This is a genomic window from Methanoregula sp., from assembly GCF_028712425.1.
In the GTDB taxonomy this organism is placed as follows: Archaea; Halobacteriota; Methanomicrobia; order Methanomicrobiales; family Methanospirillaceae; genus Methanoregula.
On the sequence record NZ_JAQTQD010000003.1, the window covers coordinates 99,916 to 124,657 of the forward strand.

The window sequence follows — 24,742 nt, forward strand, 5'->3', positions numbered from 1 at the left end:
CTTCACCTCATCTCCGCAATAGTTCCAGTTTCTTCTGTTTTCTCATAGATAATACCCCAATCCCGCGTGCAAGCAGAGCCTCTCTCAATCCTCGGTCGTTCGTGACTACGGTACAATTATTCCGGACAGCATAATCAATGATCTGCTCATCAACCGGCATTGGCTGCAGGGCAGCGGTATCCGCTATCGTGCACCGCTCCCCAAGCGCGAGTCCCATGCGTGCGGCAGCCCCGTTGCGGCCTTTTGCCCGTGCAAGTCCGTCCAGTTCATGCATCACCGATGCCAGTACGATGGGTTCGAACCCGCCAAGAATGTTCCTGATCTCATCGAAAAGATCGATCTGGAACTGGGCCGGCATCATTAGTGCGTTGGCGTCAAGGAGAATTGTTACTCTCCCAGAACACCCATCCCGATCAGGCGCCAGCGTGCTCCCACCTGCCGGCTGATAGCGATCCTTGAGCCGATCTCAGCACAGACGGGTCGTTTCAGCTGTATTTCGACACTGTCTTTCTTGGTGTTTGTAACAACACCGACCGTGACCGCGGTCCCAACGGATAGCATCAACGGTTCGGAATGCTTCAGCGGCTCAATGACGAGTTCGCTTGTGGCGCCGACAACCCGCTCCATAAGGGTCACCCTGCATCGGATCTTGTCCCAGACCGGGGGAAGTTTTCCCTCGTGCCCGAGGACCTGGCCGGCAAGGGCATCGCTTTTTGTCAGCGCCGGGTCAAGCCTGGTACCCACACCGAGCAGTCCGCCGGGGGTTGCAGTCTCGACGATCTTCGATCCGGCGTTGATTGATGTGATGGTTGTTGTAATGGGAATCCATTTGATTCTGTTCTCGACCTGTGTCTGCCTTCCTGGACGGATCTCGATTTTCTCATCGGCGCGGAGGATGCCCCGGATAAGAGACCCCCCGACAACACCGCCTTTCACGTCCTTCCAGTTGCACCCGGGCTTGTTCACATCGAATGAACGGGCGATCAGCATCACCGGTTCAGCTTCGGGATCGCGTTCAGGCACCGGGATTACCTCATCTAGCGCCTGCACGAGTGCCCCCATATTGATCCCTTTCTGGGATGAAACCGGGATGATGGGTGCATCTTCCGCAATGGTTCCCTTCACGAATTTTTTAATCTCGTTGTAGTTGTCCACGGCCTCTTTCTGGCTGACAACGTCGATCTTGCTCTGGACGATGACAATCCTCTTGATCCCGACCAGTTCCAGCGCCATCAGGTGCTCCTTGGTCTGGGGCTGCGGGCACTTCTCACTCGCCGCAATGACAAGCATCGCCCCATCCATCAGCGCGGAACCCGAGAGCATGGTTGCCATGAGGGTCTCGTGCCCCGGTGCATCGACGAACGAAATGGAACGGAAGGGTGTCCCCGTGCCCCCGCAGACCGGGCACTCGGGACGGGTGGAGAAAGCATCGGTGCCTTCGCACTGCTCGCAGCGATAGAATGTGGTATCAGCATATCCAAGCCGGATAGAGATACCCCGTTTCACTTCCTCGCTGTGGCGATCTGTCCACATCCCGGTGAGCGCATTGACGAGCGTTGTCTTGCCATGGTCAACATGACCGACAACCCCGATATTCACACTGGGAACTGTCACATCGTGCAAATGAAATCGAACCTCCTTATTCTATATAGGCCAAACCTACTTATACGTAACCAGTGGAAACGGGGCAGGTATCCGGTGCTTGTTTGTGAGGTTTTTTCCCGGTTCCCCGTGATTCAAACAGATGGAAAAAGCTGTCCCGGTTCACGTTATCAGAGTACCTGCAGGATACTATCAACCAAAGATAATTCTCCTGAAGGGATCGGGAAAAACAGTACGTGTCAGTCCTTTGCAGCATCCAGGGAAAAAGGAGTGGGGATTATCCCCCGCCTTCACAACTCTGGTCGATATTCTTGAGCGAATCCTGGAATTCGCTGCCTGCCGCGTATTCACGCTCGCGGGCTATGATCTCCTTTGCATCCTCGCGGGCCGTGGTGGTTGTTCTGTCTGTGACCGTTGCAGGTATCAGTTGATCGACGCGGTAGAGGAGGTTCGTGGAATCCAGCTCAGCAAAGGAGACACCCCTGATCTCTTCGATACGGAGGACCTTGCCGGCAGTGCCCGTCCGCGGGTACCGTACCCGCATTCCCAGTGTCATCTCTTCTGCAAGCATACGAGAAAATGGGTATTTGGGGATATAAGGTTTTTTACAACGCGTTCGGGAAACAGATGCCAGATAACTCGTTGCTGGATGTTCAAAAAGGTGTTATTGTATGGTCAGTCCCTGCATGACTGCTGATTCCGGTACATCAAATTCCCGCGTGGTACCGGAAATCCTGTATCTGTCTGTGGCCTTCACATCATAGGGATTGTCGGAAGTTGAATAGGGAACAATGAACTCCCCGTTCACGCTCTCCTGCCGGTAGGTGAAGATCCTGCCATTATTGGAAACGAGCGGGACCTCGATGATCCCTTCTCCTTTGATGTGAGCGCCTTTCACGTATTCGAAGACTTTCACGTATTTCAGATCAATCGCGTCCGATGTTGCCACATCGGTGGGCGATTCGTGGACAAGGCGATAGTGGTGTAATGCTGGCACGGTGTCGATGGGAGCGAGAAGATCCGCGCTGTAAACAGCAGCATGATATCCCGGCTGGGGATTACTGTTGTACTGTTGGGCTTTCTCTTGTGCGGAAACGGGATCCATAAGGACGGCGTCAGTGACTACCGGGATGCTCTGCCCGGTGATACTCGGATCCGCGTAGACCGTGTAATATACGTTCTGTGAGGCAGGAGTAAGGGATCCATCAAAGTTATGGAGCCGGGATATCACGGTCTGGTAATATGGCTGCTTATTGAGGAGAGCCAAGGTAAATCCGTTGTTCTTTGTTGGCACAAACAGGTTCTCGTAATACGGGCCTGCGGCATCTGTTGCATTGTACCAGGTCGCCATGGCCCAGAATTTTCCCTGGTCCATCTCGATATCGGTGATAATGTAGCGTGTCCCGAGATAATCAGCGATCCTGTTTGCGTTGTCTTCTGACTGGGACATGAAATAGGCAGCAGAACCATTGCTTCCCGCCACACCCTGCTGGAAGGGATTGGCATTGGGGATACGCTTTCCAACAGTTGTGATGATATGGCCGTAGTCCCACCAGGACATGATACCATAGGATTCGTCGGGATACTGGAATGTCTCCCTGTCATATGCAGTGAGATACCCGACTCCGGTATCGGGCGTATTGTTCACCAGCCATTCTGCAGATTCTTTCCAGTCCGGGTTCATGTCCGTCCCGTGGCTTAATCCATTGGTATACATCATTGAAACCGAGGAGTGGATGAAGAGGAGTGCAACCCCGATAACCAAGACTACTGCAGCAAGGGGAACGTAGTGTACGCCGGATCTGGCGGCCGGAGCTTTTCCGGCCTTTTTGTGCTTTTTCTGTTTGCCCGGAGTTTCACTATCCGCCCCCCCGGTCTTCTGGTCCGTGGGACCGGGGGATACAGCGCCTGACAGGAGTTTTCTTATGTCCGGCCAGCTCTTCTCGAAAATGAATGCTGCACATGCGCCCGACATCAGCGCTATGTTAATCGCGAGATAATATTCGTACCGGATGTGCTGCCACGTGGAGAAGAGCATCACGATCGACCAGATAATAGCGAAGACCTGTTCGGGACGCTCATGACGGAAATTGTTGTAGAGCATGACGAGGATTCCACCTGCCATGAGGAGGAGCCCGTAACCGAACGTTATCCATGCACCATTGAAACTCCAGCCTCGGGCCTCCTGAACGGTTTCAGTCACCGCAGCCTGACCGAAGAAGGCATACAATGCAGAGACGAAGAGCGAATAGAGCTGTGGGCTGGCAAAGAACAATACGATGGCCACCAGCACTGCAGAAGCAGCGACCGCGGAGATAAAATAATACCATGGACGTGACTTCAGATATTTCTGGAGTGTGTATAGATAGACTGACCCTCCGATGAGGGCAAGATATGCGAGGATGTGGCCCAGTGAATAGGTTGACAGATCAAGGCCCGGGTTTTTTAAGCCAAAAAGGAGGAGGCCGATGATTGCAATGCTAAAGACTACCGTGTTGATGATAACCAGGTATTCGCTTGTTCTCTGGCGGCTCGAATCGATGATGAGCTGGACTACAGTAAAAATGCCGGCAATCATCGCAAACAGGATCATTGTTGGCATCACAAAGAGGCCGAGCAGATAGGCAACGCCTGTAAGAGCTGCGATGAGAAGGGTACTTTTATACGAGTTTACATCCCGGATGTCAACGCTGGTGTCCTTCTCGGAAAACACCGAATACATGTAAAACAGGCAGAATATCACAGAAAAAAGGACTTCTGCAATGTGGTGATCAGCATACCCATACATGGACCGGTAATAAAACTGACCGGCAACAATCGCAGTAAATCCGGATGCGAGTAACCCCGTCTTCCAGGTGCCGCAGACCTTTCCGACATAATACATGATGGCAACGGTGGCTGCACCCATCAGGGGCGGGACGATGAGGAGGATGTGGATGATCTCGGGACGGGTTGATGCACCGGTTATCAGGCAGCCGATGGCCACGGTGAGCGGGAAGAGCGGGCCCCAATAGATCGATGTCCCGAATGGGTACTGGGTCATCGGCTCAAACCACCCGTACTGGAGATTGTTCGCGAGGAGGAACTCCACCTGCCGGAGGTTGTAGAGGGGGTCATCGCTTGCCACGAGGGTGAGGATATCTACGTCCCCCATGTTCAGCAGGGGGAGCAGCCGGAGACATAGAGCGAAGAGGGAAAAAAAGGCAACAAGAACGAGAATCGTCCAGGTCAGACGGTTTTTGAGATCAAGGGATATCATGGAATCAACCTATCTTCCTATCAACCTATCTTCCTTACTTGGTTTCGGGAGAGACCATTAATAAATTTTGGATGAATGTATCAGGTGATCGTTTTCAGGATCTCTTCGAACTGGCGGGATTTTTCCCTCCAGCTGTGCTGTGCGAGATCCAGCGAATAGGTTGCTGGGTGTTCCATAAGGTATTGAATGAGATTGACGAACTCTCCTTGGGTACGGTAAACTGAGAGGTGCGGCCCCCCAATCCTCTCGACATCCCGCATCGGCCGCATGACAATGGGTTTTCCGCACGCAGAGTATTCGAAGAACTTATTGGGAAGAGCGATATCCCCCCACTGCGTTGGAAGGAGCGGGATGGTGCATGCATCCATGCAGGCAATGTACCGTGGGAGTTCATGATAGGGTTTGGTCCCGGTGAAGATTACCTGTGAGGAGATGCCAAGGTCCTGCGCCAGCCGGACGAGCTCCTCGTGGTAATCGGTGAAGAGGGATCCCCCGACAATGAGGAGTTTTGTTTTTTTCCGGTACTCTACGAGTGCCGGAAGTGCCCGGATAATCTCATCGATTGCATACCAACGCTCAACACTCCCCGAGAAGCCGATGACAAAGTCATCAGGATCAATCCCGAGTTCCAGCCGTGCGGGATTCCCATCCAATGGTTTGAAAATTTCCGTGTCAACCCCGTTCGTAATGAGATGTGCAGAAAATCCGAAACCTGCCAGTTTCTCGACAAGGGAAGGTGAGACCGTGCTGATGGTAGTGCTGTGTGAGAGATTGTACCGTGTCACGGCCCATACACATTTGCGGAGGACCTCCTGGATGATCCGCCCCTTAAAATAGGCAGCGGCAGAGTCCGGGAACCAGTCCTTGAGATCAAAAATCACCGGAACGTGATGGTTTTTTGCAGCATGGATTACTGCAGACCCGGCAAGGATATTGGCTGCAACAATGACATCGTACTTTCCCTCCCTGACGATCTTGTTGAAGATGTAAAAGTGGTACGGTGCGTTGAGGGTATAGTGCAGCAGGGGATTTTTCAAGGGTAACAGGGAGGCATCTTTCACAACCAGCCGGGTTGGGCGGGGGGCATCCCTGCTGACATGGAAGTGTGCAACATGCACTTCATGCCGCTTTGCCAGCTCCTCGAATATGTAATGATGCCGGGAGGGCACCGGATGATGGATATAATCCTGGGTGGAAACAAGGAGGATCTTCATCAAACAGGATAATGTATGGTTCCTATTTCAGAATAAATCCCATGGTCTCATGCATCATCTTTCATTACTGAAGGAAGTTGGCGTAATCTTGCAGGAGAGCCGATGGCAAGCATGTGGTCCGGGACATCACGGGTGACAACAGATCCGGCTGCAACCAGCGCCCCTTCGCCGATACAGACTCCCGGAAGAATTGTCGTATTAGCTCCAATAGCAGCGCCTTTTTTTATCACCGGGCCCCTGAGGCCACCTATCCGGGTTGGAGGATAACGGTCATTTGTCAGGACTGCATTCGGACCGATGAAAACATGATCTCCTATCTGCGTATCCGTGGGGATAAAGACCATGCTCTGGATACTGACATCGCTACCGATGACGGTATGTCCTTCAATCACTGTACCAGTGCCAACAGAAACCCGGTTCCCAATAGTGGTTTTTTCCCGGATCATGACATTATGACCCGTCTGAAAGTCATCACCAATCGCAACATCGCAATACAGGATGGTCCCCGATCGTATGACCGCATTCTTCCCGATGGTTGTCCCAGTAAAATCTGTCTTTTTCAAATTCTCCCGGGAGGGGAACCCGAGGGTGACCGGGTCGAAGATCCGGGCATTCTCTCCTGCAACATTTTTTCCATATTCAATCATTCAACAGTCACGCTCTTTGCCAGGTTTCTTGGCCTGTCGATGTCCCGGCCCAGTGTTTCTGCGGTATGATACGCAATCAGCTGGAGCACTACGGTTGCAGTCAGGATCTGGGTGAAAATGTTTGCCCCTGGAAGGGGGATAAATACATCGCAAATCTCCGGAAGGTTCGTATCCCCGTTCCTCCCAATTGCGATGACCGGGGATCCCCGTGCTTTCATCTCCTTGATATTCGAGATCATGACGTCATACGTTTCACCCGGCATACAAAGTGCTATGACGGGCGTCTTATCGGAAAGGAGGGCGAAAGGGCCGTGCTTGAGTTCGCCGGCAGCATACCCTTCTGCATGGATGTATGAGATCTCTTTCATCTTAAGGGCGCCTTCAAGGGCGACCGGATAAAAGGGGCCCCTGCCGACATAAAAAATGCTCCGGGCGTTCTCGCATAGCGCCACAGTCTCCGAGATGTCCATTAACAGGACTTCTTCAATTGCCGTATGCGCATCGAGTAGTGTATCGGAATGGTTGTTCCCGCAGAATTTGTTAATGATCTGCATCAATACTGCCAGCTGGGCAATAAACGACTTCGTTGCAGCAACGCTGATCTCCGGGCCTGCCCGCATGTAGAACGTTGTATCAGCAAGTCTTGTCACAGTGCTCCCAAGTACATTGGTGATTGCAAGGGTGTGACAGTTGTGCGCTTTTGCCAGCCGTAGTGCCACCAGGGTATCTGCCGTCTCCCCCGACTGGGTGATCCCGATGACGAGCCCGCTTGCTGGTGAGGGATAATACCTGAATTCTGATGCATAGTCTAGGCGGGCCGGGACTTGGCAGCACTCCTCCAGGAGATACTTGAAGACCATGCCGGCATGGTAGGACGATCCGCATGCCACGATTGTGATGGGGTCTTTCATCCTGTAATAGTCCGGCAGGGAGGCATCATCAGTTCCACGGATTGTGTTGTAAAAAACCTGGGGTTGCTCATAGATCTCTTTAACCATATAATGGGCAAAGCCGCCCTTTTTCCCATCCTCAACACTCCAGTCAATTAACTCGACCGGGCGTTCGACACGTTCGCAATTGTGGTAAATGCTGACATCGTCCCTTGTTACGGCTGCGATGTCGCCGTCATCAAGAAAGATGACTCTCTCGGTATACTCAAGCATTGGTGTTATGTCGGATGCAATGAATGTTTCAGCATCCCCGATCCCGAGGACGAGTGGACTGGCCATTCTTGCGGCAACGATTGTCTCCTCATCCGATGCAAGGACCAGGAGTGCATAGGATCCTTTTAAGCGGGAGACTGCGGCCCTGACGGCTTCCGGGAGATCGTGTTGCTTTGCATACTCCTCTTCAACCAGGTGGACAATGGCCTCGGTGTCTGTATCAGACCTGAATACGTGTCCACGCTTGATCAGTTCACGCTTCAGCTCAGCATAATTTTCAATAATGCCGTTATGGACAAGGGCAATACGATTTGTGCAATCGGTATGCGGATGAGCATTTTTATCATTCGGGATCCCGTGGGTTGCCCACCGTGTATGCCCGATACCCCTTGTGCCTTTCAAGGTTCCGGCGTTGCCGGCGTGATTCGATATCCTCCCCTCTTTTTTTATCACGGAGATAGCACCGTCTGCAGTGGCTATGCCGAATGAATCATATCCCCTGTACTCGAGTTTCTTTAATCCCTCGACAAGTATCGGTGCAGCATTTTTTTTCCCGGTGTACCCGATGATGCCGCACACGTCAGATCACCAGGGAATTATCCTGGACCTGTCGGGATGAGAAGCTCGTGTTGCCTTCGATAGTTACATTATTTCCGACAAGGGTATTTTTCAGGATCAGGAAGGGGCCGCTGACAACAGAATCACCGAGTATTGCACCGAATTCTGACCTTGTGGGGCTGCACTCGATATCATGGATCCCGGTGATTGTTGAGATCGAGAGATGATCGGCAAGCTTACACCGTTCTCCCATGATTGAATCGAATACACGCGAATGTGACCCAATCGTGGTATCATCCATGACAATGGTATCGCCCATGACCGTAAACGGCTCAACCCCCACCCGCGAACCGATGCTGGTATTGGGCTGGATGCAACAATTGGGACCGATCCTGCAGTCATTTCCGATCACAACCGGTCCATTGATCACGGTATTGGGACCAATTGTCGATCCTTTCCCAATTTGGACTGCGCCATGGATACTTACATGGCGGCTGATCGTCCCATCATGGGTTGGTGAAATGTTCTGGAGAAAGCGACGATTCATCTTGAGCAGGTCCCATGGGTATATTGCATCCTGCCAGTCATCAGCCGGAATCCCCTGTATCTTCACACCGCTGGCTATCAGGGAAGAAATCGCATCGGTCAGGTTGTTTTCACGGATATGGGAAAAAAAATCCTTTGTCAGCGAATAAATACCCGTGCTGACCAGGAAACTGGGAGCGTGTGCCGGTTTCTCGATGATCTGGGTCACATGACCGTTGCTGAGCATCACGACCCCGAAATTTGAGGGGCTGGGATGTTCCTTAACCAGCATTGCATTGGAGTGGTCCTTGATCCGGGCGATGGAGGCGGGGTCGATGTAATTGTCCCCCGGGAGAACGATGAAGTTGCCCTGGATCTTTGGTTCAGCTGCAAGGAGTGCATGTCCTGTACCCAGTTGCTTGTTCTGCACAACAACCTCAACAGGAATGTCCAGGTTATTGAGATACCGGGTCACCAGCTCTTTACGGTACCCGACAACGACAATGATATCACGGATGCCGTTCTTTACCAGAGCATCGATGACATATTCGATGATCGGCCGGTTTGCTACCTGAATCATCGCCTTTGGGCGGTTCTTCGTCAATGGGCGGACGCGCTTTCCTTCCCCTGCTGCCAGAATTACTGCCTGCATCTTTCACCTACCGAATAATCGTTTTTTCCCCGATACATCCTTCAATTAGAGTATTTGGTGCAAACTGTGCCTCACTGCCGATCATTGTCCCGACATTGACAGAACAATTGATCCCGAATTGCACCCCGTCTCCGATAACGGCACCAAATTTTTTCCTGCGGGTATCCTTCCCGCAGACCCGCACGTTCGCATGATCATGACGAAGATTGGCGATCTTTGTCCCGGCACCGAAATTACACGCGGACCCGACAACGGAATCCCCGACATAATTGAAGTGAGGGATTTTTGTTCCGGTCATGATGATGGAGTTCTTGAGCTCGGAACAATGGCCGATGTGGCAATCATCGCCGATACTGGTTGCACCCCGGATATAGGCATGAGGTCCGATCCGGCAGTTCTTTCCAATCGTGCAAGGCCCCTCGATATAGGTGCCGGCTTTTATTACCGAACCCTCCCCGACCGAGACCGTGTTTTTCAGGGTCACGCCGTCTTCGATGATACCTTCATTTGTTGACGGGATATGTTCCAAAAATGAGGTATTTGCCTCGAGCAGGTCCCATGGATGACCGACATCCATCCAGTAGGTGAGCGGGTGGGAGTACAACTGCTTACGGGCAACCAGTACCGCAAGCGCATCAGTAAGTTCCAGTTCCCCGCGTGGCGATGGCCGGACAGCATCGATAAGATCGAAAATATCCGGGGAAAAAAGATACGCCCCTGCATTGATCAGGTTCGATTTCGGGCGCCTGGACTTCTCTTCAAGAGAGGTAATATGCCCGTTCCCGACCATAACGACCCCGTAGTCCTGAGCATGATCTGTGGTCGTCGTGCACATGCAGGATGGTTTCTTCCGGCACAATGCTGCGATGTCCTCCTTTTTCAGGATCATGTCCCCGTTCAGGACAAGGAATGGTCTTGTTATGTGGTTCCGGGCAGCGCCGACGGCATCCGCGGTTCCCCGCTGCTGCCGCTGCGTGGCATATTCAATATGGATCCCAAGTGATGTCCCGTCTCCAAAATGCCTGCGTATCTCCCGCTCGCCATAACCCACGACAAAAACAAAATCGGTTACCCCGGCCTCGCGTGCTGCAACAACAAGGTGCTCCATCATCGGGCGGTTCGCGATGGGGAGCATGACTTTCGGGCGTTTCGCTGTCAGCGGGCGCATCCGTTTCCCTTCCCCTGCTGCGAGGATAACGCATTCCATAGGTACAGCTCTCCTTACAATGTTTAAGCAGTTTTCCCCTGCCGGATGAGTTCCTTCCCTTTTTCAAGCATTGCCTTTGCCTTCTCCCGTGTCCTGCCTTCGGCCGTGACCCGGATTTTTGGTTCAGTGCCGCTGGCACGGACGAGATACCATCCGTCTTCATCTGAGAACCGTATGCCATCTGTCGGGTTCGTCGCCCCGATGGATGAGAGGATCTCTCTTGCAGCATCTGTCTTGAACGATTCACGCAGGACAGGATAATTGGGCATAGCATCGATCTCTTCGGCAATGTTCCATTCCCCTGCAATCTCACAGAGAAGTGCAGCTGCAAACGGACCATCCGGGCATAAGGAGATCTGAGGGAAGATCCATGCCCCGGAAGGCTCTCCGCCGAAATCCCCCCACGAGATCAATTCCTCGGAAACATACGCATCCCCGACCGGTGTCCTGTGGACATCGGCGATCTCATCGATGATCATCGAAGCATCGCTTGTTGTGACAACGCGTTTCGCCCCAAGATATCTGGCAAAGAGCATGAGGAGGTGGTCCCCCCCTATGTACCTCCCGCGGTTGTCGAATGCCATCATGCGGTCGGCATCCCCGTCGTGGACAACGGCACAGGAAGCCTCGTTTTTCACGACAATCCTGCCAAGATACCCAAGATATTCTGCCAGGGGTTCCGAGGGCCGGGCAAAGGTACCCGACGGATTGCAGTTGAGAAGAACGGTTTTTACCCCTGTCTCTGCAAGGAGAGAAGGGGTCAGGGTTGATCCAGCCCCGTTCCCGCAATCGACAATGACTGTTGCCTGCCTTTCGATGGTTACCCTGTCAAGAATTGCTTTTTTATGGGGTATACGTGCATCAACTGTACACTCCTTCCCAAGATGCTGCCAATCTGAATACGTAAGGGAAGATAGTGCATCCTCGGTCTCCTGCTGCTGCGCCTTGGTGAATGACGAGCCATCTGGATTGAACAGTTTTATGCCGTTATATTCTTCGGGATTATGCGATGCAGTGATCATGCAGCCTGAAGTGGTGAAACGGGAACTGAATGCGACAGTAGGTGTCGGGACGATCCCGGCAACCTGGGCAGTTCCCCCATTGCTCATGATTCCTGAGATGACAATGTAGGATAAAAGGGGGCTTGTTGTCCGCGTGTCCATCCCCAGGATAACCTCTGACGATCCTGCCGCGAGAACATTGCCGACCCTGAATGCAGTATCTATGAGAGTCTGATCAAACCGTCTCCGTATTCCGGAAGACCCAAAGAGCATACTACCAGATAGGGGTTTTTATCTTAAAGGATTTATGTGTTCAATCCTCCCCGTTCGTACGCCCCCAGTCAGTCCTGGCAGGTGCGCCCGTAGGGGCACCAGTGTTCCAGTTCATAGAGACGTGCGATACCAGCAGTTGAAGGTCCGACGCAGATGATCCTCTTTTGTTCCTTATACTGGTCGATGATAGTCCCGGTTTCCGAATCGATAAGCCCCTCTCCATTGATGATGATTACGTCCGCACCAGAGAGGTCCTGCGTTACGTGACCGAAGACAGAACCCCCGGCTTTTCCCATTGCCCCGATACAATACAGGTTTTTACCGGCAAGTTCCCGGCGGATCTCGTCCAGGCATGTGGTATGGGAGGATGTATGACAGGGATGAAGAACCCGTGACATGCAGAGAAATCCAAGGATCACGTTGATAATGGCAACAGCAGCGCCACGGACAGCTGCTGAATCCAGCGGTGCCCCGAACATAAATGCGATCTTCGTTGGCGCCCGTATCGGGTCGAAGGTGGTGAAAACCGCGCTTCTCCCGCCGAACGTGGCAGACATCGGAGCACCCTGCTCAAACTGGCAGATCCCTGCACCGGGATTTACATCCAGGACGATTCCGGCATCTGCACAACCTCCGTGTTCGGTAAGTTCCTGAATTTTATTTACAGCATCGACAATAATATCCATTATAACCCCCCGTCCTCCTCTAGGAGGACAACCCGGGCAGGAGCCCCATCGATACCAGAAAGTTTCAGGGGCAGTGCGACAAGGGTGTAATCGCCTTCAGGCACGCGGGAGAGGTCGAGCAGTTCGATGATAAGGCAGCCCGAACCCAGGAGATCACGGTGTACCGAACCATCGCAATCGAACCGCTCGATGGAGAAGGAATCGATACCAACGCAAAGCGAGCCCTGAGAGATAAGATAGTGTGCTGCACCCGGAGTCAGGGAGGGATAATCCTCCCGGAATACAGAACATTGCGAGAATTCTGTCCTGAGCAGGATCCGTTTGCATCCATCGATCCTGCCCTCAAGATCTGCTGCATCGATAAGGGATCCTGCACCTGACACATCCAGCACCCGGCAGGGTCCTATCAGGTGCGACAGGGGCAGCTCATCAACGGTCGCACCCGTTTTCAGGTAATGGATGGGAGCATCGATATGCGTACCGGAATGGCTGCTCATTCGGAGTTCGGAGATCAAGTATAAGCCTGCATCCCTTTGGGAGAACCGGGGGGGCGTGTCACCCGGATAAACGAGGGAATCTCCAGCGAGTGTTCTGGTGATATCAATTATCGTCATCAGGTATCCGTCCATCCATACTCCCCGATCAGGGGGACAAACCGCACCCCTCCATGGGAGGACTGAACGGTTCTGCCATGGTGTTTTTTCAGGATTATGAGTTCCTGGATATCCCTCCCACCAACTGGTGCCACCAGGATCCCTTCTTCATCCAGCTGATTGATGAGGGGAGGGGGGATTTGCGGGGTGGATGCAGTAATGATGATCCTGTTAAAGGGAGCGTTCTCTCGGTATCCTTGCGTTCCGTCCCCCACGATAATGCTGACGTTTTTCAGCCCGAGGCTGGCAAGGTTCTTCTTCGCGAGATCCGCCACGGCATGAATGCGCTCGATCGTGGTAACGTGGTTTACGAGACGCGCGAGGATTGCAGCCTGGTATCCGCTGCCGGCGCCAATCTCTAAAACCCGGTCTTCAGGTTGTGGTTCGAGAAGATCGGTCATGAGGGCAACGATATAGGGCTGGGAGATAGTCTGCCCGTTTCCTATAGGGAGCGGAGCGTCAATGTATGCAGATGACGTATGGGGCGCGGGAACGAAAAGATGGCGGGGAATCTCCCGCATTGCATCCAGGACCCGGGCATTCGTGATCCCCCGTGCCCGGATCTGTTGCTCCACCATCCTAGAACGCTCGTCAGATCGGGGGAAGGTCTCCATAGGGACTGGTATTAGAATCCTGATTTTTCCGCCTCATCGATCGAGGCATCGATCTGTTTCTGCAGGGCTTCGGGAAGTCCGGAGATTTTAACATCAAGGAATCCGCGGATAATTGTCGCTGTAGCTTCATCCTCGTCGAGGCCACGGGACATCAGGTATTCGATCTCTTCGCGGGCAAGTTTCCCGACCGCCGCCTCGTGCGAGAGTTCTGTTCCGATAACAGATCCTTCGATCTCGGGTATCGCATAGATAACGCCGTCCTTGAGGATGAGACCCTTGCATTCAAGATGCCCGCGGGTGCTCGCTCTCTTTCCGGCAATGTGGCCGCGGGAGATGATGGTCCCTCCCTTGGTAATGGCACGGGTGACCAGTTCTGCACTGGAGCCCTTCCCCTCAAGCACTGCCCGGGACCCAAGATCCATGTACGAGCCCTCGGGACAGATGACAACGCTGCTGAACCGGGCAACAGAGTTCTCTCCTTTGAGGGTGGCTGTCGGGTACATCTGGATCTTTTTTACCGGCTGCATGCAGACATAATTGGAGAGGAAGACCCCGTTCTCTTCGACAATAGACGCACTGCGCGGGTAGACCTCGATATTCTCGCTCCAGTTGTGGATCATCGTGAAACTGATCTTGGCATTTTTGCCGACATAGAATTCCGAGATGCCATAATGGGCAGCGCCGTGGCCTACTTTTTCTCCGCTCGAGCAGCCGGAGATAATATGGAGCTCAGCGCCCTCTTCGGCAATGATGATATTATGGACATGCTGGATCTGCTCCCTGCCGAGGAAGAGGCAGGCCTGGATGGGGAAGATGTTGCTTGAGCCCTTGTGGGCAATAATAACATAGCCTTTCGGATCTTTTTGGGCTGCCACATATTTTGTTATGTCATCTTTATCCGGAGAAACGACCTTCCAGACATACTCCTTCAGCCAGTCATACTTCTCCATCGCCTTTTTGTAAGGAAGGACTTCGATCCCCTGTTCGGAACATTCCGAGTGGACGATATCCTGGTCCATCTGGAGGTAGCTGCCGCACCGGTTTTGCAGGGATAGATCAATCCCCGTCTGGGCAAGCCGTTCCTGGTCGGCCTTTGAGATCTCGGGTACTTTTACGGGTTGCGGCATTCAAGGCACTCCCTGTATCCTCTTTCTTTGATATCCTTCATGATCTCGCGGGGATTCCCGTGGCACTTGATCTGCCCGTCGCACATCACGTGGCCACGGTCTGTCTCGAGATAATCGAGGATATATCCCGTATGGGTAATGACCAGCCCGCTCTTCTGGCGCTTGACGATACGCTTGTCTTTTTCCAGAAGGGAACCGATTGCGTTGCCAATGAGGGAAATATTCTCGATATCGACACCGCTTTCCGGCTCGTCGAGCATGATGAAATTCGGGTTCTGGATTGTCAGCTGGAGCACTTCGCTGCGCTTGATCTCGCCACCGGAGAATCCCTTGTTGATGTCGCGATCCAGGAACCTGTCCATATTCAGGGACCGGGCCAGTTCCGGAATATTCTCGCTCTTGGCACGGGAAATTGCCGTGAGAAGTTTGCCCAGTTTCAGGCCGGAGATGGTCGGAGGACGCTGGAAGAGCATACCAATTCCGCGTTTTGCCCTCTCGTGGGCCTTCATCCTTGTCACATCTTCCCCCTTGAAGATGATTTTACCCTCAGTGATGACGTATTGGGAATACCCCATGATCGTCATCAGGAGTGTTGTCTTCCCCGATCCATTGGGGCCGAGAAGGACATGGGTCTCCCCCTCTCCGATGTGGAGGTTGATGTCGTGCAACACTTCCTTGTCGCCGACCTTCACATGCAGGTCTTCGATATCCAGCATAAGATAATCGTAGACAATATGTCCATTGCTGCATTAAACGCTTTTCACCTTGCTATTCCGCTGGACGGATATACGGACTCCCAACCAGAGTATCGATCTCATCATCACCTCTCCCCCACCTTTATTACGTCTGAAAGATTTGCCGGAATAACCGCCCTGGCATTACCCTTCAGGCAGGTTCTTCTTCACATATTCCCAAGTCCCCTTGCGGTCATACCGATGCTCAAGGATGTAGTTATGCACTTCTGCATACTTCAGGCGGGACTTCAGCATGTCGTTGTAAACCGGAACCCGCTGGTTGTAATTCCCTGCATCGCGGCTTTGGTAATACTGGTCCATCTCGACTTTCAGGGCATCGATTGACCCGGAAAGTTCCTCCACCCTTTGTTCAGACAGCCCGACTACCGAGTTCAGGTACAGCGACTCGCTGCAGCGTTGGTAGGGAATAGATCCCTCCCCAATCCTGATAACGAATGGATCCGAGGAAAGCGGTTTACCGTCGCCGAAGGTATCCGTTGGCACCCCGACAAAGGAGAGATTGGTGGTCTCGATGAATGCATACCCTGTTCCCTTGTATTCTCCTTCCGGACAGGCCACCCCAACCGTCATATGCGCTTCCGGTGTAAACGAAAACAGTGACACGTTGTACCCTTCCCGGGAAAGGAGCCCGGCGAGGAGAAGGCTCTTATCGTCGCAGTCGCCGGACTTGTCCACGTAGGTCTCGATGGGGAATTTCGGCGGGTTCTCGCTTAAGGATTCATACGGCATTGACTGGACGAAGACTGCCATGAGTTCAAGGTACTCATCATCATCAAGGTGCTGCTGGCTCCGTATTGAGCGGAATGTTGCCATGAGGGAGGAGTAAAAGGAGTCCTGTGCGGGATCGTTGATCATCGCGAGGTAGGTCTCCCGGATCCAGGTGAAATCTGAGATGTTCCCCCTCACAACGGTCTCCTTCTTCGCAGCTTTTGCCCCGTAATAGACTGCAGGATCAACGGAACCCGAAAGGGATATGGTGACATTTCCGAAAGGAAACGAGTAATCGGATGAGGGAAGTGGCAGGGAAGTTTCCTGTACTTCGATACGCGGGGGGACAACTCCGGCGCGGTTGACGATGAGGGTAACACCAATGGCTATTATCAGGAAAATGAGGAGAAGGGGGATGATATATCCCGTTATTTTGCCCGGGCGACTCATGATTACCCTTCAAGGATATCCGGTACGTCAGCAACTGACCTGATAATCATATCCGGTACAACTGCGGATTTATGCAGAAGATCTTCACGGAATTTCCCGGTCCTTACAAGAATCCCCTTCATGCCTGCCTGCTTCGCGCCCGCGACATCCGTGATGAGATCATCACCGATCATCGCGACCCGTTCCGGGGGGAGAGCCATATCCTTAAGCGCGAGTTCAAAGAACGTTTTCGAGGGTTTTCCCATCAGGATCGCGGTCTTTCCTGTTGCATATTCAAGTGCAGAGACAAACGGCCCCGCGGAGAGTGCAAGGCCGTCCTGTGCCATCCAGTACCGGTCTCTCTCAAGGGCGATGAGCTCTGCCCCCTCCATGAGGAGCCGGAATGCGGTATTAAGTGTGTTATAGGTAGCTTCCTCCCCGGCATCGCCAACAATCACATAATCCGTCAATCCCTGGACGTGACTGCCAATACCATCAAAGTCGCGGCTCACATCTCCCGTCACGAGAAGGTGGAACCGCGTTTTTCTGTTCTGTTTCATGTATGCAATGGCTGCCAGCGGAGGGGTAATAATATGATCTTGGGGGATATCGATGCCCATACCCGACAACTGTGTGCAGATCGTCTGCCGGCATTTCCGCGTGGTATTCGAGATACAGCGAAACGGAATATCGTGTTTTGCCAGGTATTCCAGTGTCGTACGGGCCCCGGGGATTGCTTTTCCTCCCTGGTAAATCACGCCATCAAGATCGATCAACAGACCATCTATGTTCATCCTATCATGGCCGGAAGAGGCCCGGCCTGTCGTTGGTAGTTGTGTGTTGAATCGCCCGGCAGATTAAACGTCTCTTTAGGGTCAATGGGATCTCCTGTCACTTTCACCCCGCCCGCCCGGATCTTTAAACCGTCATGTCACGAGGGAGTATCCGGAAGATGTCAGTCATACCGGCCTCCTCTCGAATCGGTGCACTCTGGCAGCAGCGGATGCAGTCAATGCGGGAATATTCCGTTGTCCGCGACGGAAATGCGTTTGAGGCTGGTTTCTCGCACTCCGTGATCTTTTCATCGGAATATGACCGGGCACGGATGTATCTCGACACCCTCCTGGACCGGCATGAAGGATTGGCATTCGAGACGATCTTTCGCGGCAAGGAGATTGTCAATGAAGGCGGTACCTGTTTTGCCCTTGAATCCCGTCAGGGGTATTCTTTCCCTTCGCTGGACAGCGACCAGCTGAAAGCCCGCCTTCTTGGAGACCTGACTCTTGTTCATGGCATCGGTCCTGCGATCCGGAAACGGCTCAATGCACGGGGATATCATTCCATCCCTGACCTCCTGGAGCACCCCTGTTTCCGGCAACAGGCAAAAACGGTCCTTTCCAGTATCTGTGGCGGGGACAGTTCAGCCATTATGGACCTTGCCGGCAGCCGGCATTCCCGGTCCCATCCATCGGTCCTGGGTGCAGCAACTCTCCACGAGCCGGAAGATTTTGTGTTCCTGGATATCGAGACCCTCGGTCTCTTCTCCCGCCCCATCATCCTCTTCGGTATTGGTGTTGTCGAATGCGGGCACCTCATCGTCCACCAGTATCTCCTGCGCGATATTGCCGAAGAGCAGGCAGCGCTTATTGCCACGATGGATCTTGTGTCCGGAGACCGGTCGGCCCTGGTCACATTCAATGGTAAATCCTTCGATTTCCCCTATCTTATGGACCGCCTCGCGTACTATGGTCTTGGCTATCCGGCCACCATCCCCCATTTCGACGTCCTCCATTTCAGCAGGCGCCGGTGGAAAGGCCAGTTCCCTTCCCTTCGCCTGGCAGTTCTCGAACGCGAGGTCCTGAATGTCTCCCGGGAAGACGATGTCCCCGGCCAGATGGTCCCGGAATTCTACGAGAGTTATCTACGGTCCGGCAATCCGGGTCCCCTCGTCCCCATCGTGGAACACAACCGCCAGGATGTGGTCTCGCTCGCTCTTCTCTTCTCGTTCCTGCTGGAGGAGGCATATGGCGGTTGCTGATCTCCTCCGGCTCCTTGATACCAATCCGGTCTTCCGTGCACGCTGCGTTCACCGCCAGGTCTACGAATCGGAATCCCCGCGCTACGGCTGCCTTGATGCCCCGTTGTCCCCCTCCCTTGCATCCTATCTTGACCAGTGCGGGATCCGGCTCTACTCGCACCAGTGCGAGACGATAAACCATGCCCGGGCCGGAAAAAATGTCATCCTTACCACCGCAACAGCCAGCGGCAAGACCCTTGCGTTCAACCTCCCGGTATTCTGCCATCTTGAACAGGATCCGGATGCCCGCGCCCTGTACCTGTACCCGACAAAAGCGCTCGCAAACGACCAGCTCCTGTCACTTGAACAGATGGCGCAGTACACGGGGATTACAGCAAAATCGGCGATCTACGATGGCGACACCCCCCAGTCAAAGAGGGCCGCGATCCGCGAACATTCCCGGGTGATCATTTCCAATCCCCACGAGGTCCATTATGTCCTCTCCTGGCATGCCAAGTGGCAGCCGTTCCTCTCGAACCTGGACTATATTGTCATCGACGAAGCGCACCGGTACCGGGGTGTCTTCGGTTCGCACATCGCGTTCGTGATACGCCGCCTCCTCCGCCTCTGCCGGCACTACGGCGCAAGCCCGCAGTTTATCCTGTCGACAGCGACGCTGGCAAACCCCGTGGAGTTTGCACATGCCCTTACCGGGCAGGATTTTGTGCTGGTCGATACCGACGGGGCACCCCATGGCAGGCGGAATTTTGTCCTCTTCAACCCGTTTTACGATGGGATCAGCGAACGCTCCGTCCACCAGGAAACCAAGGATCTCCTGGTCTCCTGCGTGAAAGAGAATCTTCAGACACTCTGTTTCACCGGGTCGCGCAAGATGGCGGAGCTGGTGACGGTCTGGTCGCGGGACGATGCCCGGCGCATATCCCAGAAACTTGCCGACGCGATCTCCGTGTATCGCGCGGGCTACCTGCCGGAAGAACGGCGGGAGATCGAGCAGCAGCTGAAGGAAGGAAGACTCCGCGGCGTGGTCTCGACCAATGCCCTTGAATTGGGGATCGATGTCGGATCTCTCGATGCCGTCATCATTTCCGGCTATCCCGGCACCATGATGTCCACCCGCCAGCAGGCAGGGCGTGCCGGAAGAAAAGGGGGCGAATCCCTTGCCTTTCTCATTGCGCAGGCAGATCCGCTCGACCAGTACTTCATGCACCACCCGGACCAGTTCTTCTCCCGCCCGCACGAACTGGCGATCATCGACACCACCAATGCCTATATCGTTTCCGGGCACCTGCTCTGCACTGCTGCCGAGCTCCCCCTGCGCGAGGACCGCGACAGCGCGTTCTTCGGGGAAAACCTGTCATGCCTCCTGCCGGACCTCGGGGCAGCGGGGCTCCTTCGGAAAACGATCCGCGGGTGGGTCTATGTCGGCCGCGGGAGGGCTGCCGATGCCGTCCGGCTGGACGGGATTCCCGGGGAGTCCTTCCGGGTCATGTGCCATGGCAGGCTCCTTGAGACCATGGACCGCGGGCAGGCCTACCGCGAAGCGCACAAGGGCGCTATCATGCTCCACCAGGGCGAGACGTACGTGGTCAGTGAGATGGACCTCGACACCCACACAATCCGCGTTACGGAGACAGATGTCGATTATTACACGCAGCCACAAAAAGAAATTGACATATCAATCATCGGGACGCTGGAGACCCGGACGGTCAACAACACCCCGTGCTTCTTTGGTGAAGTGGAAGTGACAGAGCAGTATACCGGCTACAAGATCAAACGCGGCGACACGATCATCGGCCTTGAGCCGCTCACGCTCCCGCCCCTGACCTTCCGGACAAAAGCCTTCTGGTTCATCCCGCAGGAATCCGTTGAACAGACTATTACAGAATCCGGTGGCGATCCTGGAGGCGGCCTGCATGGCGTTGAGCATGCAGTCATCGCGCTCATGCCGCTGTATGTGATGTGCGACCGGTGGGATATCGGCGGGCTCTCTTCCCCCTCGTTTGGAGAGAAGGGAGAGCCCGTGGTCTTTGTCTATGATGGGTACGAGGGGGGAATCGGGCTTGCCGAGAAAGCCTTTGGTCTCCTCCCCGAACTTTTTACCGCAGCGCACGAGCTGGTCCGCGACTGCCGGTGCGAGAGCGGTTGTCCATCGTGCATCTTCTCGCCCAAGTGCGGGAACGATAACCAGCCTCTTGACAAGGATGCCGCGGTGCTCATCCTCCGCGAGCTCAGCCACGGGCCGGGGGAAGCAGATAATGCTCCCATCGCGGCTGGAAAAAGCGAGGTTCAGGCCGCTTAATACTGGTAGTGTCAGTCCACCAGCACGACCCGGCTCTCAGGCGTCTCTCCCTCATCATCGAAGATGAAGAGCTCATCGATCGTTGCATTCAGGGCCTTTGCAACCTCGTGGGCAAGTTTTAAAGAGGGATTATACTTCCCCTGTTCCAGAAAGACAATTGTCTCTCTCCGCACACCGACCTTTTTTGCAAGATCATCCTGTGTCAGGGAAAGCTGAGACCGGTACTCTTTGATCCTTGTCCTCATGCACGCTCCCACATTCTGTCAAATACCTTAATCAACATCTCCTTTCCGGAAAAGCCATGCCTGGTAGACCACTGCAGAAAGGGCAAGGACGAGAATGGAAATGGTCAGCGCATTCTGTACACTAAGTCTGATAAGACCTATGTAATCCAGCCAGAAGAGGCTGAACATGAAAAGGAGTCCGGTTAGCCATGCGTAAGATAATCCATATGCTCCGATCTTCTTTGATCGTTCATCAGATTCCGGTTCATCTCCGTATTTCCGGTGATTGATAATGCCGGTCATCGCAAAGACAATACCTGCAGCTATGAGCATCGATCCAATATTTGCCTCACCTTCTGCCAGTACAACTGAGACAATACCGCTGATCAGCATCAGTGCTCCTATTATCATCCGGTACATGTTTCTCGGTTTCATCTTCTCAACTCATTTGTTATTTATTTCTAACATTATTGCTTATTAATGTTATCTAAATCTAACACCAAATGAAATCTACAGATTATTATGTTAGGTTTTTCGAACAGGTATCGCGGCCCGGGTTCCAACCCTTTATACGGTACCGCACGTCAAGGGTACACAGGCCTATGGATCACGAGATCAACTTCAAGGAAACAATTGCCCACTCCCCCATTGTCTTCACAATTGGTGTTGCCGGTGACAGCGGATCGGGAAAGACCACGTTTACAAACGCGATCCGGCAGATATTTGGTCCGGCGCTGGTCTCCACCATTACGCTGGATGACTACCACAAATATGACCGGGAAGAGCGGAAGCAGCGGGACATAACACCACTACATCCCGATGCCAACAACATTGGCCTGCTGGAGGATCACATTGCACAACTCAGGCAGGGGCATACCATCCAAAAACCGGTGTATAACCACGAGACCGGGACGTTCGATCCCCCCATACCGTTTGCGCCCCGGAAGATCCTCATCCTCGAAGGCCTGCACACCCTCTTCACCCCGCGCCTCCGTGAACTCATAGACTTCTCGATCTTTGTCGACCCGGAAAAAGAGGTGAAATATGCCTGGAAACGTCTTCGCGACAGGGAACGCCGCGGCTATTCCGACGAGCAGGTAACCGAAGAGATCCTCCGGCGCGAGAAGGATTACGCGGAATTCATCGCGCCCCAGCGCTGTGAAGCCGATGCCGTGATCCGCATCGCTCATTCAAAGTACGGAAAGGACCTCGGCAAAGAGCGGAACGTGTACAATATCTCCCTCATGCAGAACCGGATGAGAAAGACCATCTCGGATATCGACCTGAGCATAGACCTGTACTCCCTCCTCTCCTTTCACGAACGGGACTTCTTGATCGAGTTCACCACGCAGTTTGTCGACTGCGCACGGATGCGGGCTCTCACTTTTGACGGCGAGATGAATTACGAGACAATCCATAAACTGGAAAAGACCATCGAGTACCAGACCGGCGTCCATCCCATCGCCATGTTCGAGGGCAGGAAAACCGTCACGCCCACCGATATCGTCCAGCTCATCCTCTCCTGGCGGATCATCCACCGGCGGGTCTTTATCCATGAACGCGCTTGAACTTCGCGGCAGGGCAGGTGTTTTTTGCGGGTGAACGGGGACCAGCAAAACGTTGTTCTGATCCCGCACCCAACTCTCTCTTAAACCGGCCTATGATCTCGCTCCTTCATGTCGATCCCGATGCCGCGCTCCAGAAGAACCTCAAGGATTACTTTGAGAGTTCCGGCGAGATCTGTGTAACTTCGGTTGCTTCGGCGCGCGAAGCCCATTACCTGCTCCGCTCGCAGCGGTTCGATATCATCATCGCGGAATACCAGCTCCCGGTGACGAACGGGCAGGCCTTTCTTGAAGCCCTGCGGCGCAGCCGGAAGAATTCCACGCCCTTCATCTTCTTTGCAAAGAAGGCCGACAACAAGGCGGTCATCAATGCCCTCAACACCGGCGCAACGCATTTCGTGCTCAAGGGACGCGACCCGGCAAAAGAGTTCATGGTCTTAAAGCATTTCATCAGCCAGGCCATCCAGCAGAACCGGCTTGCCGAGGCCCTGCGGGAGCAGGAGACGCAGTACCGGAATGTTGTCGAGGACCAGTCGGAGTTCATCTTCCGCTTCCTGCCGGATGGCACGATTGTCTTTGTCAACGAGGCGTACTGCACCTATTTTAAAAAACCGCGCGATGTGATCCTGGGGCGGAACATCCGTGACAGTATCTCACCGGATTACCGGGAGACCTTCTTCTCCCAGTTAGAGGAACTCACCCGCGAGAACCCGGTGCGTTCCATGGACTCGCGCATGCTTGCAGCCGACGGGTCCACGCTCTGGCAGCAGTGGAGTTACCGGGCCATCTTCTCCGATCTGCCGGAGCCCACGGGATACCAGGCAGTCGGCCGGGACATCACGGCACAGAAGAATGCCGAGGCAGCCCTTGTGCAGGCCCACCGGAACCTCGGCGTGATGAACACCATCACGCGGCATGACATCCTCAACCAGCTCACCGCGGTATTCGGCTATCTTGAGATCGCCCGGGATGCCAGCGCTGATGAAAAAGTTATCGAATGCCTCAATAAGGCCTTCCATGCAGCCGAGACCATCCGGGGCCAGATCACCTTCACGAAGGAGTACCAGGAGATAGGGAGCAATGCAGCCCAGTGGAAGAGCGTGGAGGCGCTGGTCAAAAAGGCTGAGTCCTCGCTGAACCTTGGGGGTGTCTCGGTTGAGTATTCTCTTGAGAACCTCGGTGTCTTTGCCGATCCGCTCATCGAGAAGGTCTTCTACAACCTGATGGAGAACTCGCTCCGGCACGGGAAGAAGGTCACAAAGATCCTGCTCTCCTGGCGCGAAGAACCCGACGGCCTCGTTATCGTGTACGAGGATGATGGCGTGGGCGTCCCGGAAGGTGTCAAAGAGAAGATCTTCCGGCGGGAATATTTCCAGAACACCGGTCTTGGCCTGTACCTGATCCGCGAGATCCTTTCCATCACCGGCATCCGGATCCGGGAATGCGGTGTCGAAGGAGAGGGCGCCCGGTTCGAGATGAAAGTCCCGCACGGGAACTACGGGTTCAGGACAGAAGGGGACGTCCTGTTACAGGACGGATAAAA

Annotated in this window: 23 protein-coding genes; 4 read left to right on the forward strand and 19 right to left on the reverse strand. The window is 53.9% G+C overall.

Annotation, left to right across the window (positions count from 1 at the left end; genetic code table 11):
• Nucleotides 1-7 precede the first annotated feature (7 nt).
• From PHF39_RS02430 to PHF39_RS02510, 17 genes are all read right to left on the reverse strand, one after another.
• The gene (locus PHF39_RS02430; protein ID WP_366144158.1) at nucleotides 8-424 is read right to left on the reverse strand and encodes a PIN domain-containing protein; all 417 of its coding nucleotides are present in this window, start codon (nucleotides 422-424) and stop codon (nucleotides 8-10) included.
• Complete coding sequence (locus PHF39_RS02435; RefSeq protein WP_300219808.1) at nucleotides 388-1,623, reverse strand: translation initiation factor IF-2 subunit gamma; 1,236 nt, start codon at nucleotides 1,621-1,623, stop codon at nucleotides 388-390. The genes PHF39_RS02430 and PHF39_RS02435 overlap by 37 nt, the downstream gene beginning before the upstream one ends.
• A 256-nt stretch (nucleotides 1,624-1,879) precedes the next feature.
• Nucleotides 1,880-2,173: a DUF2098 domain-containing protein gene (locus PHF39_RS02440; protein ID WP_300219810.1), complete on the reverse strand. Its 294-nt coding sequence runs from the start codon at nucleotides 2,171-2,173 to the stop codon at nucleotides 1,880-1,882.
• 93 nt (nucleotides 2,174-2,266) lie between these two features.
• A complete protein-coding gene (locus PHF39_RS02445) occupies nucleotides 2,267-4,861 on the reverse strand; it encodes an oligosaccharyl transferase, archaeosortase A system-associated (protein WP_300219811.1) in 2,595 nt (864 codons plus the stop codon).
• An 80-nt stretch (nucleotides 4,862-4,941) separates the two neighbouring features.
• Nucleotides 4,942-6,075 (reverse strand): glycosyltransferase, encoded by a 1,134-nt coding sequence (locus PHF39_RS02450; RefSeq protein ID WP_300219813.1) that lies wholly within the window; start codon nucleotides 6,073-6,075, stop codon nucleotides 4,942-4,944.
• 47 nt (nucleotides 6,076-6,122) lie between these two features.
• Nucleotides 6,123-6,722, reverse strand: coding sequence for an N-acetyltransferase (locus tag PHF39_RS02455; protein ID WP_300219815.1), 600 nt, complete (start codon nucleotides 6,720-6,722; stop codon nucleotides 6,123-6,125).
• On the reverse strand, nucleotides 6,719-8,464 hold the full coding sequence (glmS, locus tag PHF39_RS02460) for a glutamine--fructose-6-phosphate transaminase (isomerizing) (protein ID WP_300219817.1): 1,746 nt from the start codon (nucleotides 8,462-8,464) through the stop codon (nucleotides 6,719-6,721). Before glmS ends, PHF39_RS02455 begins: the two co-directional genes overlap by 4 nt.
• Nucleotide 8,465: 1 nt before the next feature.
• The gene (gene glmU, locus PHF39_RS02465; protein WP_300219819.1) at nucleotides 8,466-9,620 is read right to left on the reverse strand and encodes a bifunctional sugar-1-phosphate nucleotidylyltransferase/acetyltransferase; all 1,155 of its coding nucleotides are present in this window, start codon (nucleotides 9,618-9,620) and stop codon (nucleotides 8,466-8,468) included.
• Between the two features lie 7 nt (nucleotides 9,621-9,627).
• Nucleotides 9,628-10,827 (reverse strand): bifunctional sugar-1-phosphate nucleotidylyltransferase/acetyltransferase, encoded by a 1,200-nt coding sequence (gene glmU, locus PHF39_RS02470; protein ID WP_300219821.1) that lies wholly within the window; start codon nucleotides 10,825-10,827, stop codon nucleotides 9,628-9,630.
• A gap of 23 nt (nucleotides 10,828-10,850) precedes the next feature.
• The gene (locus PHF39_RS02475; protein WP_300219823.1) at nucleotides 10,851-12,101 is read right to left on the reverse strand and encodes a phosphopentomutase/phosphoglucosamine mutase; all 1,251 of its coding nucleotides are present in this window, start codon (nucleotides 12,099-12,101) and stop codon (nucleotides 10,851-10,853) included.
• Between the two features lie 68 nt (nucleotides 12,102-12,169).
• Complete coding sequence (locus tag PHF39_RS02480; RefSeq protein ID WP_300219825.1) at nucleotides 12,170-12,787, reverse strand: hypothetical protein; 618 nt, start codon at nucleotides 12,785-12,787, stop codon at nucleotides 12,170-12,172.
• Nucleotides 12,787-13,416, reverse strand: coding sequence for a cyclase family protein (locus PHF39_RS02485; protein ID WP_366144154.1), 630 nt, complete (start codon nucleotides 13,414-13,416; stop codon nucleotides 12,787-12,789). The genes PHF39_RS02480 and PHF39_RS02485 overlap by 1 nt, the downstream gene beginning before the upstream one ends.
• Nucleotides 13,401-14,018, reverse strand: coding sequence for a protein-L-isoaspartate(D-aspartate) O-methyltransferase (locus PHF39_RS02490; protein ID WP_366144155.1), 618 nt, complete (start codon nucleotides 14,016-14,018; stop codon nucleotides 13,401-13,403). The genes PHF39_RS02485 and PHF39_RS02490 overlap by 16 nt, the downstream gene beginning before the upstream one ends.
• A gap of 47 nt (nucleotides 14,019-14,065) precedes the next feature.
• Complete coding sequence (locus tag PHF39_RS02495; RefSeq protein ID WP_300219829.1) at nucleotides 14,066-15,181, reverse strand: SufD family Fe-S cluster assembly protein; 1,116 nt, start codon at nucleotides 15,179-15,181, stop codon at nucleotides 14,066-14,068.
• Complete coding sequence (locus PHF39_RS02500) at nucleotides 15,166-15,897, reverse strand: ABC transporter ATP-binding protein (protein ID WP_300219831.1); 732 nt, start codon at nucleotides 15,895-15,897, stop codon at nucleotides 15,166-15,168. The genes PHF39_RS02495 and PHF39_RS02500 overlap by 16 nt, the downstream gene beginning before the upstream one ends.
• A gap of 162 nt (nucleotides 15,898-16,059) precedes the next feature.
• Nucleotides 16,060-17,094, reverse strand: coding sequence for a hypothetical protein (locus tag PHF39_RS02505; protein WP_300219833.1), 1,035 nt, complete (start codon nucleotides 17,092-17,094; stop codon nucleotides 16,060-16,062).
• 2 nt (nucleotides 17,095-17,096) lie between these two features.
• Nucleotides 17,097-17,867 (reverse strand): TIGR01458 family HAD-type hydrolase, encoded by a 771-nt coding sequence (locus PHF39_RS02510; RefSeq protein WP_300219835.1) that lies wholly within the window; start codon nucleotides 17,865-17,867, stop codon nucleotides 17,097-17,099.
• A 158-nt stretch (nucleotides 17,868-18,025) separates the two neighbouring features.
• Here PHF39_RS02510 and PHF39_RS02515 point away from each other — a divergent pair, with 158 nt between their 5' ends.
• Together PHF39_RS02515 and PHF39_RS02520 are read left to right on the forward strand one after the other, a co-directional pair.
• Nucleotides 18,026-19,111, forward strand: coding sequence for a ribonuclease H-like domain-containing protein (locus tag PHF39_RS02515; RefSeq protein WP_300219837.1), 1,086 nt, complete (start codon nucleotides 18,026-18,028; stop codon nucleotides 19,109-19,111).
• The gene (locus PHF39_RS02520; RefSeq protein ID WP_300219838.1) at nucleotides 19,098-21,410 is read left to right on the forward strand and encodes a DEAD/DEAH box helicase; all 2,313 of its coding nucleotides are present in this window, start codon (nucleotides 19,098-19,100) and stop codon (nucleotides 21,408-21,410) included. The genes PHF39_RS02515 and PHF39_RS02520 overlap by 14 nt, the downstream gene beginning before the upstream one ends.
• 11 nt (nucleotides 21,411-21,421) lie before the next feature.
• Here PHF39_RS02520 and PHF39_RS02525 read toward each other — a convergent pair whose 3' ends face one another.
• Nucleotides 21,422-21,655 carry a helix-turn-helix transcriptional regulator gene (locus tag PHF39_RS02525; protein WP_300219840.1) on the reverse strand — a complete coding sequence of 78 codons (234 nt, stop codon included), beginning with the start codon at nucleotides 21,653-21,655 and terminating at the stop codon, nucleotides 21,422-21,424.
• 27 nt (nucleotides 21,656-21,682) lie between these two features.
• Nucleotides 21,683-22,069 carry a hypothetical protein gene (locus tag PHF39_RS02530; protein ID WP_300219841.1) on the reverse strand — a complete coding sequence of 129 codons (387 nt, stop codon included), beginning with the start codon at nucleotides 22,067-22,069 and terminating at the stop codon, nucleotides 21,683-21,685.
• Between the two features lie 167 nt (nucleotides 22,070-22,236).
• Between PHF39_RS02530 and PHF39_RS02535 the strand changes: the two genes are divergently transcribed.
• Both PHF39_RS02535 and PHF39_RS02540 read left to right on the forward strand, forming a co-directional pair.
• Complete coding sequence (locus PHF39_RS02535) at nucleotides 22,237-23,202, forward strand: phosphoribulokinase (RefSeq protein WP_300219843.1); 966 nt, start codon at nucleotides 22,237-22,239, stop codon at nucleotides 23,200-23,202.
• Between the two features lie 92 nt (nucleotides 23,203-23,294).
• On the forward strand, nucleotides 23,295-24,740 hold the full coding sequence (locus PHF39_RS02540; protein WP_300219845.1) for a PAS domain S-box protein: 1,446 nt from the start codon (nucleotides 23,295-23,297) through the stop codon (nucleotides 24,738-24,740).
• Nucleotides 24,741-24,742 lie beyond the last annotated feature (2 nt).